Origin of the sequence: Actinobacillus lignieresii, from assembly GCF_900444945.1 — a bacterium.
GTDB classification, from domain to species: domain Bacteria; phylum Pseudomonadota; class Gammaproteobacteria; order Enterobacterales; family Pasteurellaceae; genus Actinobacillus; species Actinobacillus lignieresii.
The window spans coordinates 2,108,534-2,125,838 of sequence record NZ_UFRM01000001.1; the positions used below are offsets into that span (position 1 = coordinate 2,108,534).

Below are 17,305 nucleotides of genomic sequence, written 5' to 3' on the forward strand. Positions count from 1 at the left end.
AATAGAATCAAATATGCCAAAAATAAACTTGAATGAAACGACCCTTTTACCCTTTGTCAGCCGGCAAATCGAACAAAACGACGCTTTTACTCTGTTAAACGGATTATGTCAGTGGCTTAGAGCCGACAAGCCGGAACAAGCGGTCGAAAAATTAGAATTTTTTACCGATTTACTTAAACAACAACCGGAACTCGCTCAAGCGGTTGCTACGCTAATTTGCCGCTGGCTTTGTCAGCTACGTTTATATCCGATTCTCGTCAGTAGCGGCATTTTAGGTCGCCAAGGTTTCGGGCGAGAAATGCGTAATCGCTTATATGAGAAACTCAACCCGTCTTTTAAAGATGTGAATGATTTACGCGATGTGTTTATTCTCTTGTTTTGCGATCGGCATGATGTGGAATGGATTAATGCCATTCCGACTAAGAGCTGGTTAAATTTTCTCAATACGTTAGATCACAGTGTAAGCGAGCAGGATAGAGCTTGGCTGTATGAGCATATTCGTCACGAAGGGTTATTTGCGATCAAAATGCTTTCGATTTGGATTGCGGCGGAGGATTTGGAACCGGAGTTAATTCGTTTGGATCGAACGCTGTTAGATGCCGATTCACCGTTTGTTGCATTGCAAAAAGAAGTGTTTTTATGGTTAGCGGCTCGTCGTCAAAATCAATATTATGACGATAGCCACTTACAGGTGATGTTTAACCAATCGCGCGAATTGGTGGAGCGCTTACAGAAAAAAGGATCGATAGCCGGTTCGTCACTTGGCGTGGCGCACTTACTTGAGCGTTTAAGCCAAACCTTAGACCGTTTATCCATGTTGATGGAATTATTTTCCACCAACCGAGTCGCTCGTTTGCGCGTGTTGCAAATTACCAAAATGTTGGCGGAAGCTTCGGCAAAGCAGCATAGTATTTCCGATTTATGGAAACAAAGTGTCAAAATGCTTTCTCGCAGTATTACTCAACACACCAGTGATCACGGCGAACACTATATTACCCGTGATAAAAAAGAATATTTCAGTATGTTTTATTCCGCTGCCGGCGGTGGCGTGCTGATTGCGCTGATGGCGCTCTTTAAAGTGTATCTGGGTGGAATAATTGACGATAAGGTCTGGAAAGGTATTGCGGAAGGTTTGAACTACGGCATCGGTTTTACCATTATCTTTATGTTGCATTTTACCGTAGCAACCAAGCAGCCGGCGATGACTGCCGCACGTTTTGCCGAGGCGGTCGAGCGAAACCCGCAGGGCAGTGCGGTGAATATGAAACTGGCGCAATTGTTGGTGGACGTATTGCGTTCACAAAGCATTGCGGTACTGGGGAATGTGATTGTGTCGATGAGTGTAGCGGCATTAATTGCTTACGGCTATGCCGAACACACCGGAAAAGCGTTATTAGACAGTGAAATGGTGCAATATCAGCTAAGCTCGATTGACCCGACCAAAGGAACCTTATGGTTTGCGGCAATTGCCGGTTTGTGGTTGTTCTGCTCGGGGATTATTTCCGGCTACTTTGACAACCGCAGCAACTATTTAAATACCCGTATGCGGTTAAGACAGCACCCGTGGTTAAAGGCGATTTTTCCGTTATCCGTACGAGAGAAATTTGCCGATTACGTGCATGATAATATCGGTTCGATTATCGGTAACTTAGGCTTCGGTATGTTGCTTGGCATTACCGGCGTGATCGGTTATTGGTTAGGGCTGCCGTTAGATATTCGCCACGTTGCTTTTTCTTCGGCGAATGTCGGTTATGCGGTGGTGAGCGAATCGTTAGGCTGGCAAGTGTTATTGCAAAGCATCTGCTTTGTGTTGATGATCGGTGCGGTCAATTTGATAGTCAGCTTCTCTCTAACGCTGTGGATTGCACTGCGTTCACGCAATACCGAAATTGATAGCTGGCGGGAAATTTTAAAATGCTTATGGGAAATAATACGTAAACGCCCGTTAAGTTTATTTTTGCCGGTTCAGTTGAATAAATAGAAAAACGATACAAGCGGTCTAATTTGCAAAGATTTTTACAAATGAGACCGCTTTTTTTATCTCTTTTTAATATGTTTAAAACTTTAGTAATAAATTTCAGTTTATATCAAGTAAAACTTATGATTGAGAAATAAATAATTTTTCGTATTTGTGTTAAATAAACCGTTCTATTATATCTTTTCTATAATTATCAGTTGAGTATAGTCTAATTTAAATCAGGTTTAATTAAGACGTCCGACTTGTTTTATTTAAAATTTTTGGAACTTTTAAATAGTAATTCATTCAAAGGAAGTGATGAATAGGGATTTTTATATCTGAATAAAGATGTGTAAATTTATATTTATCAAGTGTGAAGGCTATTATAACTACGTTATATGTTAATGTGGCGGTATGTTGTTTGACGATATTTATAGTGTAATTCGATTATATAACAGTATGGATTTGTTATAGGTTTTAGCTTTTTTACTTAGGTAAAAGATACGATGCTAAAAATCGATTATATCTTCCCTTCTTTAATGCTATCAGCAATTCATAATACTAAGACAATATTTATTGAAATTAAGTTCAATACAAAATGGCGGAACCTCGATAATTTCTATTGTTAGTTCTGATGCTTAGTTTTTTGCTTATGGCTCAAGGTGAAATATAAAAAGGATGTCTAACAGCCTCTCCATGCTCTTTATCCGTTAATTTAAGCTGTTACGTTTGTATGCTTCTGTAATGTATATAAGAGAAAGTAGTCTTTATGCGATTAAGAATGCTTATGAGAATAAGCGGAATAATCAATACTATTATAAATTTAACTAAATTATGGATGTATTTTATGGAGATAAAATTTAATTCTTTAGCGCTTTGTCTATTATCTACAACGTTCCTCAATACTGCTTTGGCCAATGCATCGCCGATAGATATAAAGCGGGAAGAAATTGTGATTTTTTCTCGTCAAGGAGACAGCCAATTAACACAAGCGATTTCTCAACTATCTGATTTATATAAAAAAACAGGTGATAGAAAAGTTAGAGACGATTTAATCGCATTAATGATGCGAAAAGGCGAGTTTAAGCATGCGATTAATGTTTGTGCAGATTGTAATATTAATCATTTTTCCGAAAGTGAATTGGAAAATTTAGCCAAGGCTTATCGTAATAGTAAAGACTTCCCTAAAGCACTTCAGTTATATAGAAAATTAAGTCAAAAATATCCTAATAATCCGAACGGTTTATTAGGAAGCGGCTTGGTTGAAGTTGAACTAAGTAAATATGCGGATGCGAAAAAACATCTTACGCAATATAAAAGTAAATTCGGTGCAGATAATAGTTATCGAGAGGCATCTAATTATTTACTGGATCATACCGAACCGAATCTTTCAAAATTAGGTCGTTGGCATCAACAATTACAAGCAGAACCTAATCCTGAACTTGCCTTAAAACTTTATCGTCTGGCAACGAAATTAAATGTACTTCCCATTCAATCCGAATTAGTTAAACGTTATCCGAATTTATTTTCTCAAAAAGATTTAAATTGGTTGGAACATGGTCAAGTAATATCTTCAATTAAAGGAGATGATAATTTAAAAATGTCCGGGTTAAAGTCCGGATATATGCGTCTGACAAATATCATCGATTCGCTGGAACAAGATAATCCTTTATATCGCCAAGCGGTTCAAGATCGCATGATATTAGCGAATAAAATGAATAATAAGGCGCTCGTAATAAAAGATTACGAGATTCTGAAATCCTTGAATCAGGAAATGCCGAATTATGTGCAAGAGGCTTATGCCGATATGCTGTTAAAAGACGGTTCGCCGTTTAAAGCATTGGAAATTTATCAAAAATTAGCCGAATCGGAGCAAGCGAATAATAAGCATATAAGTACGGCCTTATTATTTAAATTAATCAATGCGTCAAGTGATGCGGGTTATTTTGAACAGGCTCAAATATATCAAGATCAAATTAAAGAGAGTAAACAAATTTGGGATTTTACCAGAAGAACTCGCCTATTAAATCCTAATTATGAGCAAGCATTCTATAGCCAAGTCAATTTGCATAATTGGAGAGGCAATAAATCAAAAGCGGTTGCCGTGTTAGAAGATCGTTTAACTAATTTGACTCCGGGTGATCCTTGGACAATGTTGGCATTAAGCGATTTGGAATCGTCCAGAAATAACCATGACCGAGCAAACGCTTTGGCGGATAAAGCAAGCCAGTTCTTAGGTAAGGATCAAGCGCTCTATAAACATCAAAGTGCGAATATCGCCTTAAATCAAGGAAATTTCGCTAAGGCTTATCAAATTATCGAAAGTTATACGGCGGAAGAAAAAGAATCGGCGGAAGAAAAAGAATCGGCGGAAGCGGTCTTGAAGCGATACGATGAAGTCAGAAGAGGCGGTTTTACCGCATCATTCGGTATTTCTCATCAAACGGCGCCTAGTAATAAGCAGAGTAATGAACTTAGTCAGGAATATTATTTAAATTCGGCAAAAACCCCCGAAGGGCATTACGCTTATGTGCATTATTCGGAAGATAAAGTACCGACCGAAGGTGAACTGCTTAAGCAACGTAGAATCGGTGCCGGTAGTTATCTGAATTTCTTTCCGCTTAACCTTACGCTTGAAGCGGGTAAGGGGATTAAATTAAATGAAAAAGGATATGTTTCGGTAAATTCTGGTTACGTATTGAATGAAAACTGGAAGTTTGAACTGTCCGGTAATATTAACGGCAGCTCGACCCCGATTAAAGCGATAAATCAAAAAGTTTATACCAAAGATATCGGATTCGGCACCACTTATACCTATCGAGATCTTGTGCAAGTAGGAACCGGTGTGAATGCAATGAAGTTTGATGACGATAATGTACGTAAGTCATTCTATTTATGGGTGTCTTCACAAACGTTCCAATACGATCGTTGGGCGTTGAACAACGGTATTCGTTTTGATTATCAGCGTAATAAAAATATTGCGTCCGCTTGGTATTATAACCCGGATAAAAGTCGAAATATCGAATTCAGTACGGATTTAAGTTATCGCCAACCGATGAATCACGGGCTGGTTTTAACCCACCATTTAAAAGGTTTGGTCGGGAAATATAAGCAACAAAATCATAAAGCCGAACATTCATGGGCGGTTAGTTACGGACATGACTGGCGTATTACCAAAAAAATCAATTTATCTTATGAAATCGGTCGTAAGAAAAATATTTATGACGGTGCGGCCGAATTTAATAACTACGGTAACGTGAATCTTTCGTATTCTTTTTAATTTAGGTAATAACAATGATATTTAAAAAATTTAGTCGAATAATTATCGCTTGTTTGTCTTTTTTATCAATAAACGTATTGGCGAATAATACTTATAGCGTATTGGCTTACCATTCCGTTGTCGATGAAAGTGCGCCCAAAGATAAAAGATTATATGTCTCGCAGACGATTTCTTCCGATCAATTAATCGCGCATTTTAATTGGTTTAAAAGTCAAGGATATAACATTGTAAGCTGGCAACAAATTGTTGATGCTGAAAAGGGGAAAAACAAACTTCCGAATAAAGCGGTATTACTGTCTTTCGATGACGGTTATGAAACGATGTATAGCGTTATTTATCCGCTATTAAAGGCTTATAACTATCCGGCGGTCTTTGCGCCCGTTTCAAGTTGGATTAGCACGCCGATGGGACAAAAAATCCAATACGGTAATGAAAAACTGGATCGCGAGAAATTCTTTGCGACTTGGCAACAAATCGATGAAATGCAAAACAGCGGTTTAGTTGAAATTGCCTCGCACACTCATGATTTACACCACGGTATAAAAGCAAATCCTGGCGGTAGCCAGCTGGCGGCGATGATTGCACCGGAATACAAAAACGGTAAATACGAAACGGAAGAACAATATAAATCCCGTATTCTGAATGATATGAAAATATCTTCCGGCCTTATTAAGAAACACACGGGCAAAGCGCCGCAAATTATGGTTTGGCCTTATGGCGCTTTTACCGAAACAACAATTAAATTGGCAAAAGAAGCCGGAATGCCGTATCACTTTACTTTGAAAGAAAAGGTGAATCGTGTCGGCGATGCGCATGTAGGACGTTTTCTCGTTGATGCGGAATCTAATTTCTCCGTAATGGCACGTTATTTGAATCGAGTGGCGGATACGGATAACGAATCCTTTGCACAGAGAAAATTACATATTAATTTAGACTTCGTATATAGCCCGGATCCGATTAAGTTTAAGGCGAATTACGATGCCTTGATTAGTAATGTCGCTAAATACGGCGTAACGGCGGTGTACTTAAAAGCGTATTCGGATAGCAATAAAGACGGCATCATTGATGCGGTCTATTTCCCTAATAAATATCTTCCGGTAAGAGCGGATATTTTTAGTCAGGTGGCTTGGCAATTACGTACGCGTGCCGGGGTGAAAGTTTATACGTGGATGCCGGCTTCGCTCGAGAGCTTACCTGAGAATTTACGTCAAGTGAATGTGATGCAATCGCTTTACCGAGATTTATCGCTTTATTCAAAAACGGACGGATTATTCTTTGACAGCAAAATCGGCAAACATAAATGGATCGATAATTCGAAAGAAACGATGGCGCTGACGAAATTGTGGACGGAAGCGGCGGAACCTTACTTCTTCTTTAATCGATATACGCAAAGAATTTCCAGAAATATTCACCCGTTAGATACGAATTTTACTCAAAATTTAGTCGAGTTTAGTAAGAATTACGACGGTATTTTAATTGAGGTGCGCCCTTATTCGTTAGGCGGTGTGACGACTAAGCGGGAAGCTAAAAATTGGTTACTCGATATCGTTCAGCGAGTGAAAGATTCTAATGTTGAGAAGAAACAGATTTTATTCGATTTCTCGGTAGTGAATCCCAAAACATCGGAAAATCTCTCGTCGGAAGAGTTGATCAGCTGGATTAAATTATTAGAAAAACATCAAATAATAAGTTTCGGTTATTACCCGAATAGATATTTATTTGATGAAAAAATGCTGCAAAAAATGAAACCTTATGTTTCAAGTAATAGAGATATCACAAGGAAGTAGGCGGATATATGATTCTAGAAATATTCAGTTTATTTGTATTTGCTTATCCGGCGGTAATGGCATTTTATTGGGCTTTTGCAGGGCTTACATATTTTTTATTTAAAGAAAAGTTAAAAGTACCGCCGAATTTTGATCAAATGAAGCATGAAGAAGTACCGTTAGTCAGCTTAATGGTGCCTTGCTATAACGAATCGGATAACTTAGACGAAGCGATTCCGCATTTGCTCAATCTAAAATATCCGAATTACGAACTGATTTTTATTAATGACGGCAGTAAAGATCATACCGGAGAGATTATCGATAAGTGGGCGAAAAGAGATAAGCGCGTCGTTGCGTTACACCAAGCGAACTCCGGTAAAGCCAGCGCGTTAAATAACGGTCTGCGAATCGCAAGAGGTAAGTATGTCGGTTGCATAGACGGTGATGCGGTATTGGATTACAAGGCGTTGGATTATATGGTGCAGGCGTTGGAATCTAATCCTCGATACGGTGCGGTGACCGGTAATCCGCGAGTACGTAATCGAAGCACGATTTTAGGACGCTTACAAGTGTCCGAATTCAGCTCGATTATCGGTTTAATTAAACGTGCGCAATGTTTAATGGGAACCATCTTTACCGTGTCGGGCGTGTGTTGTTTATTCAGAAAAGACATAATGTTCGAGATCGGCGGTTGGAGTACGAACATGATTACGGAAGATATTGACGTCAGTTGGAAAATCCAAACGTCGGGTTATGACATTTTCTACGAACCGAGAGCGCTATGCTGGGTATTGATGCCGGAAACCATAAACGGTCTGTTTAAACAACGTCTTCGTTGGGCGCAAGGCGGTGCGGAAACCATGATGAAATATTTTCCGCAAATTTGGCGTTTGAAAAATCGCCGTTTATGGCCGATGTTTATCGAATATATTGTGACCGCAATTTGGGCGTCGTTACTTTTAGTTTCAATTTTACTGAGTATATATAACCTGATCTTTGATAACCAAATCGGTTTGTTGGATTGGGCCGAGTTAAAACCGAGCATTGCGATACTGTTTATCGCTTTTTTCACTCAATTAAGTATCAGTCTTTATATCGATAATCGCTATGAAAAAGGCGTAGTGAAATATGCATTTTCTTGTATTTGGTATCCTTGGCTGTATTGGAGCCTAAATACGATTACTTTACTGTGCGGTATCCCGAAAGCGATTTTCCGAAATAAAACCAAATTAGCGGTATGGACCAGTCCTGATAGAGGAGTTTAATATGTCGGCGCAACAATTACAGAAATTAATGATTATTAACAAAACTAAACAACTCGGTTGGTGGATTCGTTTAAAAAGCTTGTTTATCACTTTGCTGACTTGGGGCATTTGGTTAGTGATGGCATTTATGATTTGGCAATATCGAAACAGCCTTTTAGATTCACCGGTCATTGATATTTATTATATCGGAGAGGTTATTCTGTTTATCTTTGCCGTGGTGTTTACTTTGATCTTTTTGACGGTGTGTTGGTCGTATCTGGCTAAAAGTCGCCATAAAAAACCTTAAGACGACATACGAACCGATCAAATAGAAAAGCGGTTGAATTTGCAAAAAATCTTGTAAATTCAACCGCTTGTTTATTATTAGTGATGACAGATTATATCACAAATTACGCTTTCGCTTTTTCCGCCGCTTTGACGATAACCGCAAATGCAGGCGCTTTTAATGACGCACCGCCGACTAACGCACCGTCGATATCCGGCTGAGTGAATAATTCCGCCGCATTCGCATCGTTTACCGAACCGCCGTATTGGATAATCACTTGATCCGCAACCGCTTGTGATTTCGCTGCAATGTGACCGCGGATGAATGCGTGAACCGCTTGCGCTTGCGCAGGAGTTGCGGATTTACCGGTACCGATAGCCCAAATCGGTTCGTAGGCGATTACCGCACCGTTAAACGCTTCAACGCCTAACGCATCGATTACCGCATCAATTTGTTTTGCGCATACCGCTTCGGTTTGACCCGCTTCGTTTTCCGCTTCGGTTTCACCGATACATAATACCGGTACTAAACCCGCCGCTTTTAACGCAGCGAATTTTTTCGCAATGAACGTATCGCATTCTTTGTGATAAGTACGACGCTCGGAGTGACCGATAATAATATATTTTGCACCGAAGTCTTTTAACATTTCGGTTGAAATATCACCGGTAAATGCACCTTGTACGTTTACGTCTACGTTTTGTGCGCCTAATGCGATGACTGATTGACCCGCTAATGCCGCTTCCGCTTCCGCTAAGTACATTACCGGCGGCGCGATTGCAACGTCACAGCCTTTAACATCCGCCAATTCCGCTTTTAAGCCGGCGATTAACTCTTTTGTAAATGCTTTGCTACCGTTTAATTTCCAGTTACCCATTACAAGTGGACGACGTGCCATGTGATTTCTCCTATTGAGTTTGAATATAAAAATAAGTAATACGAACTATACCAAATTTTATGAAAATTTTTGATTCTTTTCGCAAAGAATTGCGACCTATATCAATTAACAATCAGAATAACGAAAAATCATCACGCTTTAACGTAACTAAATTCAGTGAAAATAAAAGATGTCGCTTTTAAAGTGAGCGATAACTGTTAAAATAGCAAGATAAGATTCAATAGGCAGGAAAGTACTTTAGTGTACTTTTTTATGCCTGAACAAGGACATTCAATGCAATTAAATTATCTCTTAGGGCAACCGCAACAAGCGGGCAGATTGAAGGCGGAATTTGCAGATTTTATCGTACGTGAAGAATTGGGTTATCCGCTTAGCGGCGAAGGCGAATTTGTGGCGGTAAAAATCCGTAAAACCAATGCGAACACATTGTTTGTCGGCGAACGACTGGCAAAATTTGCCGGTATTTCCGAACGAAATATGAGCTACGCCGGTCTTAAAGATCGTCATGCGGTAACCGAACAATGGTTTTGTTTGCACTTAGCCGGCAAAGAAACGCCTGATTTTACGCAATTTGAATATGAGGGCGTAGAGGTGTTGGAAGTTACTCGCCATAATCGTAAGATCCGTGTCGGAAGCCTTGCCGGAAATCATTTTGAATTGTTATTGCGCGATGTGAATGAATCGGAAGAATTGAACCAACGTTTAAACCGTTTACAAGCGGTCGGATTTCCGAATTATTTTACCGAGCAGCGTTTTGGCAGAGACGGTCACAATTTAACGCAAGCATTGCGTTGGGCAAATGGCGAAATAGCGGTTAAAGATCGTAAAAAACGTAGTTTTTATTTATCGGCGGCACGTAGCGAAGTGTTTAACTTAGTGGTTTCGCAACGTATTGCCGATCATTTAACTCAAACCGTATTAGCCGGCGATTATGTGCAGTTAGCCGGTTCAAACAGTTTTTTTATGGTGGAAGAAAAGGAAGTTGCCGAAACGCAACAGCGTTTAGCATCGGGCGACGTGTTATTAACCGCTCCGTTAATCGGAGAAAAATCGTTAGAATTAACCGCTTGCGAGCAAGAAAAAGCGATAATTGCGCAACATTCGACGTTAGTCGAATTGATGAAAAAAGAACGTATGGCAAACGTACGCCGTGCGATGTTGTGTAAACCGCAAAATTTTTCGTGGCGATTTGAAGCCGAGGGCTTACGACTTCGTTTCTTTTTAGATTCGGGAAGCTATGCTACCGCATTAGTGCGAGAATTAATTCAATTAACGGAACAAGAATAATGAATATCTTAATCAGTAATGATGACGGCTATCACGCACAGGGCATTCAAACACTTGCCGAAACGTTGCGCGATGCAGGACATTCGGTGACGGTAATTGCGCCGGATCGCAATCGCAGTGCCGCATCAAGTTGTTTAACTTTGATGGAACCGATTCGTGTACATCAACTTGACGAATTTAATTATGCTGTGATTGCCGGTACGCCGGCGGATTGTGTACACTTAGCCCTTAACGGCTTTTTTGAGCAATCGTTCGATTTAGTTATTTCGGGGATTAACCACGGTGCAAATTTAGGTGATGATGTGGTTTATTCGGGAACGGTCGCCGCTGCGCTTGAAGGTCGTCATTTACCTTATCCGAGTTTAGCGATTTCGTTAGTGGGCAGAAAATCCGAAGGGCATTTATTCGGTAATAATCATTTTGAAACGGCAGCTAAAGTCGTATTGGATTTATTACCGAAAGTCCAACAAGGGATTTTACCCGCACGTCAAATTTTAAATATTAATGTACCGGATTTACCTTACGAACAAGTTAAAGGCGTGATGATTACCCGTTTAGGGCATCGTTCGCCGGCGGCGGAAATCGTGAAACGAGAAGATCCTCGCGGCGCAACGATTTATTGGCTGGGGGCGAACGGCGTGCCGGTAGATGCGAGTGAAGGTACCGATTTTTATGCGTTGGCACATGATTATGTCTCCGTTACGCCGATTCAGGCGGATATGACGGCGCACTATTCCATTCAAGCTCTTAAGGATACTTTTTAATGAAATTATTTGGTCCGATTTATGATAAAACGATGGAATGGTCTAAACACCGTTTTGCCGATTTCTGGTTGAGTTTCGTGAGTTTTATCGAGGCGATTTTCTTTCCGATTCCACCGGACGTGATGTTGATTCCGATGTCGATGGGCAAACCGCAAAAGGCGATGCGTTATGCGATTTATACCACGATTGCTTCGGTACTCGGCGGTATTATCGGCTATTTTATCGGTTTGTATGCGTTTGAATGGGTACAAGGATTAATTGCCGATTGGGGAATGCAAGCGAATTTCGATAAAGCGAGATCTTGGTTTGAAACTTGGGGTGTCGCAGTCGTTTTTTTAGCCGGCTTCTCGCCAATTCCTTATAAAGTGTTTACAATCTGTGCAGGCGTAATGCAGATGGCATTTTTCCCGTTCGTCATTACTGCGGCGATTTCTCGCTTTGCCCGTTTTGCGTTGGTAGCAAAACTGTCGGCGTGGGGCGGAGAAAAATATGCGGAAAAAATTCGTCGTTCTATCGAATTAATCGGTTGGGGAACGATTGTTGCGGCAGCCTTAGCTTATATCGCTTATCAATTATTTAAATAAAGGATATGACAATGAAGAAATCATTTATTTTATTCCCATTAGCGGTTTCAGTTTCTTTAGCCTTATCGGGCTGTTCGTCTTCTTCGTCTGATGGGGCGGAAGTGGCGGATGTGAATTCAAACGGTATTTCATCGACAACCGCATTGCCGAGCTGGCAAGCGACGGATTCGATTCAATCGGTAGAAATGCCGGCGTCTATGGCATCGGCTCCGTCACGGACAATCGAGCAAAATACCGCTTATAATAATCAAACCGCTTATACGCAACCGGTTAATAGCGTACCGCAACAGCCTGTGGTTCAAACTCCGGTACAATCCGCACCGAGCTATACAAGCGAAAGCGGTGCCGGTAGCAATATGATTGGTAATTGCCGAGTGGTAAGAGATGCGTTAGGCGCACCGGTTTATGCGGAAATTACCAAAGGTTGTTATACCGATAGTAGTTATACGGTCGGAAAAAGCGATACAATGTATTTAATTTCGTATCTTACCGGTCAAACGCCGGCACAAATTGCGGCATTAAATAATCTCAGTGTAGAGAGTAAATTACACGTAGGTCAAATACTACGTGTAAGATAACGGTAGGTTTATTTTGTTAGTATTAACGACAGTTGTGCTTTGCCGCTGTCGTTTTATTCGTTTTTAGATTTTAAAGGAAAGTAATATGAAAAAGGCATTCTTATTATTGCCGTTTATGATAAGCCTGACCGCTTGCGGAGCAAGTGAGAACGCACCGAAAGACGATGCGGAATTGGCGCCGGGGATTATGCAACCCGTTTCCGGATCAGGCGCATCGACAGGAAGCTACGGTTGGTCGTCAGACGTTGAGTCCGCACCGATGCCGGCTTCAATGACTAAATAATCATTTTAGCATACGAAAGGATAAATTGAACAGATGAAGAAATCATTTTTTTTATTGCCGTTAGCCGCGGTAATTTTGACCGCTTGTAGTTCCAATCAACCCGCTCCCGTCGTAAGTGCGGCGGATAGTACGGAATTAACGCCGGGCGTAATGCAGCCGGTAGCCGGCAGCGCGCCGACAACTTACGGCTGGCAATCCGATATTCAGCCGGCATCTATGCCGACTACAATGGGATCGACATCGATTCCGACTCCGACCATTCCTCAACCGGTTATAAAAAATCCGGTCATTACCGAACAGCCGGCTCAGCCGCAAACGGCGACGAAAATCGTTAAAAAAACCAAAACGGTTGAGAAAAAAGTAAATCAGAATTTTGAGATCCCTCGCGATGCGAACAATGCGCCGGTATATAGCCAAATTCAAAAAGGTTTCTACGACGGTTCGACTTATACGGTGCGTAAAGGCGATACCATGTTCTTGATCGCTTATATTATCGGTAAAGACGTAAAAGAAATTGCCGCATTGAATAATATGAGCGAGCCGTATCAATTAACCGTAGGACAGAAACTGAAAACCGGTAAATCCGCAACGGAAACGGTAACGGTAGAAGAAAAAGTTACCGTACCTGTCGAACCGCAAATAACTTATCAACAGGGAGCGAACGGTACGACTTACGCTTCGGACGGTAATATTACCGGACCGGTAAAAGCAAGCACCGGTTCGGCTTCCGTACCTGCAACCAACAATGGTATTCGCGCTTCGGTAGGTAATCCTGCAACGGCTTCATCTACTGCGACCACCGCAGTGGTTGCAAGTGCGGCGACAACACCGGCGGTACGAGCTACGACAGCAACCGCACCTAATTATTCTTCTTCAAATAACGTGAGTGCGCCGGCTTCTAACTTTAAATGGCAATGGCCGACGGCAGGTCGCGTAGTATCCGGTTTCTCTGCGGCGGAAGGCGGCAATAAAGGTATCGATATTGCCGGTAGCAAAGGACAAGACGTAAAAGCGGCGGCGGCAGGTAAAGTGGTCTATGCCGGTAATGCTTTAGAAGGCTACGGTAACTTGATTATCATTAAACACAATGATGACTTCCTCAGTGCTTATGCGCATAATGACAGTATCAAAGTCGATGAACAGGACACGGTAAATGCCGGCGATACGATTGCGCGTATGGGAAGTACCGGTACGAACAGTAACAAACTTCACTTTGAAATTCGTTACAAAGGTAAATCGGTTGATCCGACTCGCTATTTACCAAGAAAATAGTTGTAACGTTTAGTTAAAAGCTGACCGCTTGTGAGTATGATTTTTATCACAAGCGGTCTTTTTTCATTAGTTTTTGGAGAATATGGCTATGGTAAAGCGTTGTAGTTGGGCGGGAGAGAGTGAAATTTATATCAATTATCACGATCAAGAATGGGGTAAACCTGAATTTGACAGTCGCAAGCTGTTTGAAAAAATTTGTTTGGAAGGGCAGCAAGCAGGGCTTTCTTGGATTACCGTATTGAAAAAGCGCGAGGCTTATCGCCAAGCCTTTTATCAATTTGAACCGGAACGTATCGCACAAATGACGGAATCGGATATTGATCAACTTATGCAAAATACCGGTTTGATTCGCCATCGAGCCAAATTGGAAGCGATTGTGAAAAATGCTAAGGCATATCTTGCCATGCAAGCAAACGGAGAAGATTTTAGCCAATTTATTTGGGCATTTGTCGGCGGTAAGCCGCAAATTAACGACGTGCCGGATTTGTCCGTCGTACCGGCAAAAACTGCCGTTTCGACCGCAATGTCAAAGGCATTGAAAAAGAAAGGTTTTGTGTTTGTCGGCGAAACTACTTGTTATGCGTTTATGCAATCAATGGGGCTTGTTGATGATCATCTGAATGATTGTTGTTGCAAGCGTGCGAAAAAATGATAAAAGGATCAGCCTACAAAAAGAGGAATTGGTAGGCTGATTTTTTATTGATTAATGATCATTAAATAAATGTTTAATGACGGCAACCACCAAATTACATTTAGGAACAATCGAATCGACTTCTAAATATTCGGTTTTCGCATGCATATTACCGCCGGTCGGCCCTAAACCGTCAATCGTCAAGCAACCTGACGAAGCGGCGATATTACCGTCACTTAAACCGCCCGCATCCACCCATTTGATTGGGTATTGAAGCTGCTGTCCTACTTCGTCAAAGATTTGTTTCACTTTCGGTAAATTCACTTCATCAATCATCGGCGCTTCATTGTTTACTAATACTTTAGTAGAGGTGACTCCTGCAACGAACGGATTATCCAGTATGCGTTTTAAGTGTTGTTCGAAAAATTCGACGGAAGACGGCAAGCGGTAACGCATTTCAATCGTTAGTGAAGCGAAATCCGCAATGACATTATGCGCGTTGCCGCCGTGATTAATCACACAGTTAAAGGTATGACCGATTTCAAAGTCGTTTAATTTGGAAAATTCGACAATAAAATTAGCCGCTTCGACTAATGCGGAACGTCCCCTTTCCGGATTATTACCCGCATGGGCGGCGACACCGTGAAAATCAATTTTATAGGTGATGACTCCTTTTCTGGTTGCTACCATCGAACCGTCTTCTCGCGCAGGTTCCATCACAAAACAATATTTGGCTTTGCGAGCATATTCGCGAATACTGTCTTTGGCATACATAGAGCCGATTTCTTCGTGGGAATTTAAGTACACCGCAACGTTATATTTAGTTAAATCCAGCTCTTGTAAAACATAGAAACTGAGTAAGGCGCCGGATTTATCGTCAATAACGCCTAATGCGTTAATTCTTTCGCCGTCGTTGCTAAAAGGTACATCGTTTGCGGTGCCGACCGGGAAAACCGTATCCATATGCGCAACAAACAGAATATCGAATTGTTCCGCATCGGGATGATTGCTAATGAGTAAACAATCGGCAACTTTATCACTATTCATTGGGATTTTTTTATGGGAAAGTCCAAGTTTTTCGGCTTTTTGAATAAACCAGTCGGCAACTTGATTTACACCGCTAATATGAGATGCGGGGCTTTCAATATCGGTAATCGTTTTTAACTCATGAAGAAAATCATTTAATTGACTGCTTTGCATAATTTACTCCTGATTAGACGATAAATCGCATTAATAACATAGCAAGATAAGCATTGATAATGCAGATACCGAATAAAACGAGATAGTGTTTACCGGGAACACCTAATACGCCCAATACGCGCCCCATATACTGAACGGTTGAACCGACCAACGCCATACCCGGTAATAAGATTGCGATATGTTGTGCATTTAACGTACCTTCTTGTACTAAGGCGACTAACACACCGGCAGCACCGCCCCAGCTTAGAAACGCCGCTAAAAATACCGCGATGGATTCACCGGGTAAGCCGAGCGGTGCCATAATAAATCCGATATATTCGCCGAGTAGTTTTAATAGCCCCGAAGCATTCAATACATAAATAATCACAAATGCCATTAATACGTTCGGAATCGTACTGGTAATCGCAATATTCCAGCCTTTTCGCGCGCCTTCGATAAATACGTCGGTCACTAATTTGTTATCGTTGGTATTACTCATACACCCACCTCATCTTCTTTTACGAACTTTTTAACATAAAGACGCATTAAATTTGCACCGAATATCTTGAAGAGGAAAATAATGCCTAAGCACATTGCAATCGAAAGCGGTGCGACGCTGCCGGCTTTATCGGTAATTAATAACAGCGGTGCGAAAGAGGAAAGGAAATTGGTTAAAAATGCGCCGGCACTAAATTGGAAGGCGGCAAAAATAAGCAGTTCTTTATGGCTGATTTGGTTTTCATTGCGTAAGAAACGGGTAGTAGAACTACCGGCATCGGTACTTTGCGTACTGGCAATTAAAGAAATGGAACAAACGCCCGGAATACCCATCAGCGGTTTTAAAATCGGGCTAAGCCATTTAGAAGCCGCCAATAACGCCCCGAAATGTTCAAAAACCGCAACAAAACCGAGTGCTAACATTACGCTAGGCACTAAGGTTAAAGCGAAAATAAAACCGCCTTTGGCACTTGTTCCCCCGGATGTTTTTAACCATTCGGGAAATTGTCCGGTCAGTTTACTGTAATCAAAGATTCCACCCCATAAATCTTTGGCAAAACCGCCAAAGAAAATAACGGCACATAGCAATGAAATTGTTCCAACGATCAATTTCTTCGTACTGACTTCATTACTCATACTCTCTCCTTAATCTAGTTATGATAGGCGGAAAGAATATAGTATAGATAATAAAAGATTACTGTGATTGGTTTCACAAAAACGAAATGTTATTGAGGAAAAGGATAGGCGGTCATCTTTTCGTGTCTTTTTACGTTTTAAAAATGTAAAAAAATCGGAAAATAT

General features: G+C 41.1%; 16 protein-coding genes. 12 read left to right on the forward strand and 4 right to left on the reverse strand.

Annotated features, from left to right (window positions below):
- The first annotated feature begins 13 nt into the window (after positions 1-13).
- From DY200_RS09995 to DY200_RS10015, 5 genes are all read left to right on the forward strand, one after another.
- Positions 14-1,981, forward strand: coding sequence for a site-specific recombinase (locus DY200_RS09995; RefSeq protein WP_115587864.1), 1,968 nt, complete (start codon positions 14-16; stop codon positions 1,979-1,981).
- Between the two features lie 745 nt (positions 1,982-2,726).
- On the forward strand, positions 2,727-5,237 hold the full coding sequence (gene pgaA, locus DY200_RS10000; protein WP_218565495.1) for a poly-beta-1,6 N-acetyl-D-glucosamine export porin PgaA: 2,511 nt from the start codon (positions 2,727-2,729) through the stop codon (positions 5,235-5,237).
- A gap of 14 nt (positions 5,238-5,251) precedes the next feature.
- Complete coding sequence (gene pgaB / locus DY200_RS10005) at positions 5,252-7,024, forward strand: poly-beta-1,6-N-acetyl-D-glucosamine N-deacetylase PgaB (protein WP_115587866.1); 1,773 nt, start codon at positions 5,252-5,254, stop codon at positions 7,022-7,024.
- An 8-nt stretch (positions 7,025-7,032) separates the two neighbouring features.
- The gene (gene pgaC, locus DY200_RS10010; protein ID WP_005606020.1) at positions 7,033-8,268 is read left to right on the forward strand and encodes a poly-beta-1,6-N-acetyl-D-glucosamine synthase; all 1,236 of its coding nucleotides are present in this window, start codon (positions 7,033-7,035) and stop codon (positions 8,266-8,268) included.
- A 1-nt stretch (position 8,269) separates the two neighbouring features.
- The gene (locus DY200_RS10015) at positions 8,270-8,554 is read left to right on the forward strand and encodes a peptidylprolyl isomerase (protein WP_115587867.1); all 285 of its coding nucleotides are present in this window, start codon (positions 8,270-8,272) and stop codon (positions 8,552-8,554) included.
- Between the two features lie 103 nt (positions 8,555-8,657).
- On the opposite strand, the gene tpiA is transcribed toward DY200_RS10015, so the two are convergent.
- The gene (gene tpiA / locus DY200_RS10020) at positions 8,658-9,428 is read right to left on the reverse strand and encodes a triose-phosphate isomerase (protein WP_005599672.1); all 771 of its coding nucleotides are present in this window, start codon (positions 9,426-9,428) and stop codon (positions 8,658-8,660) included.
- A gap of 273 nt (positions 9,429-9,701) precedes the next feature.
- On the opposite strand from tpiA, the gene truD reads away from it, so the two are divergent.
- The 7 genes from truD (at position 9,702) to DY200_RS10055 (ending at position 14,848) form a co-directional block, all read left to right on the forward strand.
- Complete coding sequence (truD, locus tag DY200_RS10025; protein ID WP_115587868.1) at positions 9,702-10,715, forward strand: tRNA pseudouridine(13) synthase TruD; 1,014 nt, start codon at positions 9,702-9,704, stop codon at positions 10,713-10,715.
- Positions 10,715-11,479 carry a 5'/3'-nucleotidase SurE gene (surE, locus tag DY200_RS10030; RefSeq protein WP_115587869.1) on the forward strand — a complete coding sequence of 255 codons (765 nt, stop codon included), beginning with the start codon at positions 10,715-10,717 and terminating at the stop codon, positions 11,477-11,479. Before truD ends, surE begins: the two co-directional genes overlap by 1 nt.
- Entirely contained in the window at positions 11,479-12,063 is a 585-nt protein-coding gene (locus DY200_RS10035) for a YqaA family protein (protein WP_115587870.1), read from the forward strand. The genes surE and DY200_RS10035 overlap by 1 nt, the downstream gene beginning before the upstream one ends.
- Positions 12,064-12,068: 5 nt before the next feature.
- Positions 12,069-12,641 carry a LysM peptidoglycan-binding domain-containing protein gene (locus tag DY200_RS10040; protein WP_115587871.1) on the forward strand — a complete coding sequence of 191 codons (573 nt, stop codon included), beginning with the start codon at positions 12,069-12,071 and terminating at the stop codon, positions 12,639-12,641.
- 85 nt (positions 12,642-12,726) lie between these two features.
- A complete protein-coding gene (locus DY200_RS10045; protein WP_005602818.1) occupies positions 12,727-12,924 on the forward strand; it encodes a hypothetical protein in 198 nt (65 codons plus the stop codon).
- A 33-nt stretch (positions 12,925-12,957) separates the two neighbouring features.
- Positions 12,958-14,196, forward strand: coding sequence for a murein hydrolase activator NlpD (gene nlpD / locus DY200_RS10050; protein ID WP_009874873.1), 1,239 nt, complete (start codon positions 12,958-12,960; stop codon positions 14,194-14,196).
- An 88-nt stretch (positions 14,197-14,284) separates the two neighbouring features.
- Positions 14,285-14,848 (forward strand): DNA-3-methyladenine glycosylase I, encoded by a 564-nt coding sequence (locus DY200_RS10055; protein ID WP_115588000.1) that lies wholly within the window; start codon positions 14,285-14,287, stop codon positions 14,846-14,848.
- A 51-nt stretch (positions 14,849-14,899) separates the two neighbouring features.
- Here the strand turns inward: DY200_RS10055 and DY200_RS10060 are convergent, their stop codons facing one another.
- The 3 genes from DY200_RS10060 to DY200_RS10070 are packed head-to-tail and all read right to left on the reverse strand — an operon-like array spanning position 14,900 to position 17,140.
- Positions 14,900-16,027, reverse strand: a complete 1,128-nt coding sequence (locus DY200_RS10060; RefSeq protein ID WP_115587872.1) for a M20/M25/M40 family metallo-hydrolase — start codon at positions 16,025-16,027, stop codon at positions 14,900-14,902.
- A 13-nt stretch (positions 16,028-16,040) separates the two neighbouring features.
- A complete protein-coding gene (locus DY200_RS10065; RefSeq protein WP_005599688.1) occupies positions 16,041-16,505 on the reverse strand; it encodes a YjiG family protein in 465 nt (154 codons plus the stop codon).
- Positions 16,502-17,140, reverse strand: a complete 639-nt coding sequence (locus DY200_RS10070) for a nucleoside recognition domain-containing protein (protein WP_005599691.1) — start codon at positions 17,138-17,140, stop codon at positions 16,502-16,504. The genes DY200_RS10065 and DY200_RS10070 overlap by 4 nt, the downstream gene beginning before the upstream one ends.
- Positions 17,141-17,305 lie beyond the last annotated feature (165 nt).

Coding starts and splice junctions, on each gene's coding strand:
- DY200_RS09995 (WP_115587864.1), top strand. CDS start 14: ATGCCAAAAATAAACTTGAATGAAACGACCCTTTTACCCTTTGTCAGC.
- pgaA (WP_218565495.1), top strand. CDS start 2,727: ATGCGATTAAGAATGCTTATGAGAATAAGCGGAATAATCAATACTATT.
- pgaB (WP_115587866.1), top strand. CDS start 5,252: ATGATATTTAAAAAATTTAGTCGAATAATTATCGCTTGTTTGTCTTTT.
- pgaC (WP_005606020.1), top strand. CDS start 7,033: ATGATTCTAGAAATATTCAGTTTATTTGTATTTGCTTATCCGGCGGTA.
- DY200_RS10015 (WP_115587867.1), top strand. CDS start 8,270: ATGTCGGCGCAACAATTACAGAAATTAATGATTATTAACAAAACTAAA.
- tpiA (WP_005599672.1), bottom strand. CDS start 9,428: ATGGCACGTCGTCCACTTGTAATGGGTAACTGGAAATTAAACGGTAGC.
- truD (WP_115587868.1), top strand. CDS start 9,702: ATGCAATTAAATTATCTCTTAGGGCAACCGCAACAAGCGGGCAGATTG.
- surE (WP_115587869.1), top strand. CDS start 10,715: ATGAATATCTTAATCAGTAATGATGACGGCTATCACGCACAGGGCATT.
- DY200_RS10035 (WP_115587870.1), top strand. CDS start 11,479: ATGAAATTATTTGGTCCGATTTATGATAAAACGATGGAATGGTCTAAA.
- DY200_RS10040 (WP_115587871.1), top strand. CDS start 12,069: ATGACAATGAAGAAATCATTTATTTTATTCCCATTAGCGGTTTCAGTT.
- DY200_RS10045 (WP_005602818.1), top strand. CDS start 12,727: ATGAAAAAGGCATTCTTATTATTGCCGTTTATGATAAGCCTGACCGCT.
- nlpD (WP_009874873.1), top strand. CDS start 12,958: ATGAAGAAATCATTTTTTTTATTGCCGTTAGCCGCGGTAATTTTGACC.
- DY200_RS10055 (WP_115588000.1), top strand. CDS start 14,285: ATGGTAAAGCGTTGTAGTTGGGCGGGAGAGAGTGAAATTTATATCAAT.
- DY200_RS10060 (WP_115587872.1), bottom strand. CDS start 16,027: ATGCAAAGCAGTCAATTAAATGATTTTCTTCATGAGTTAAAAACGATT.
- DY200_RS10065 (WP_005599688.1), bottom strand. CDS start 16,505: ATGAGTAATACCAACGATAACAAATTAGTGACCGACGTATTTATCGAA.
- DY200_RS10070 (WP_005599691.1), bottom strand. CDS start 17,140: ATGAGTAATGAAGTCAGTACGAAGAAATTGATCGTTGGAACAATTTCA.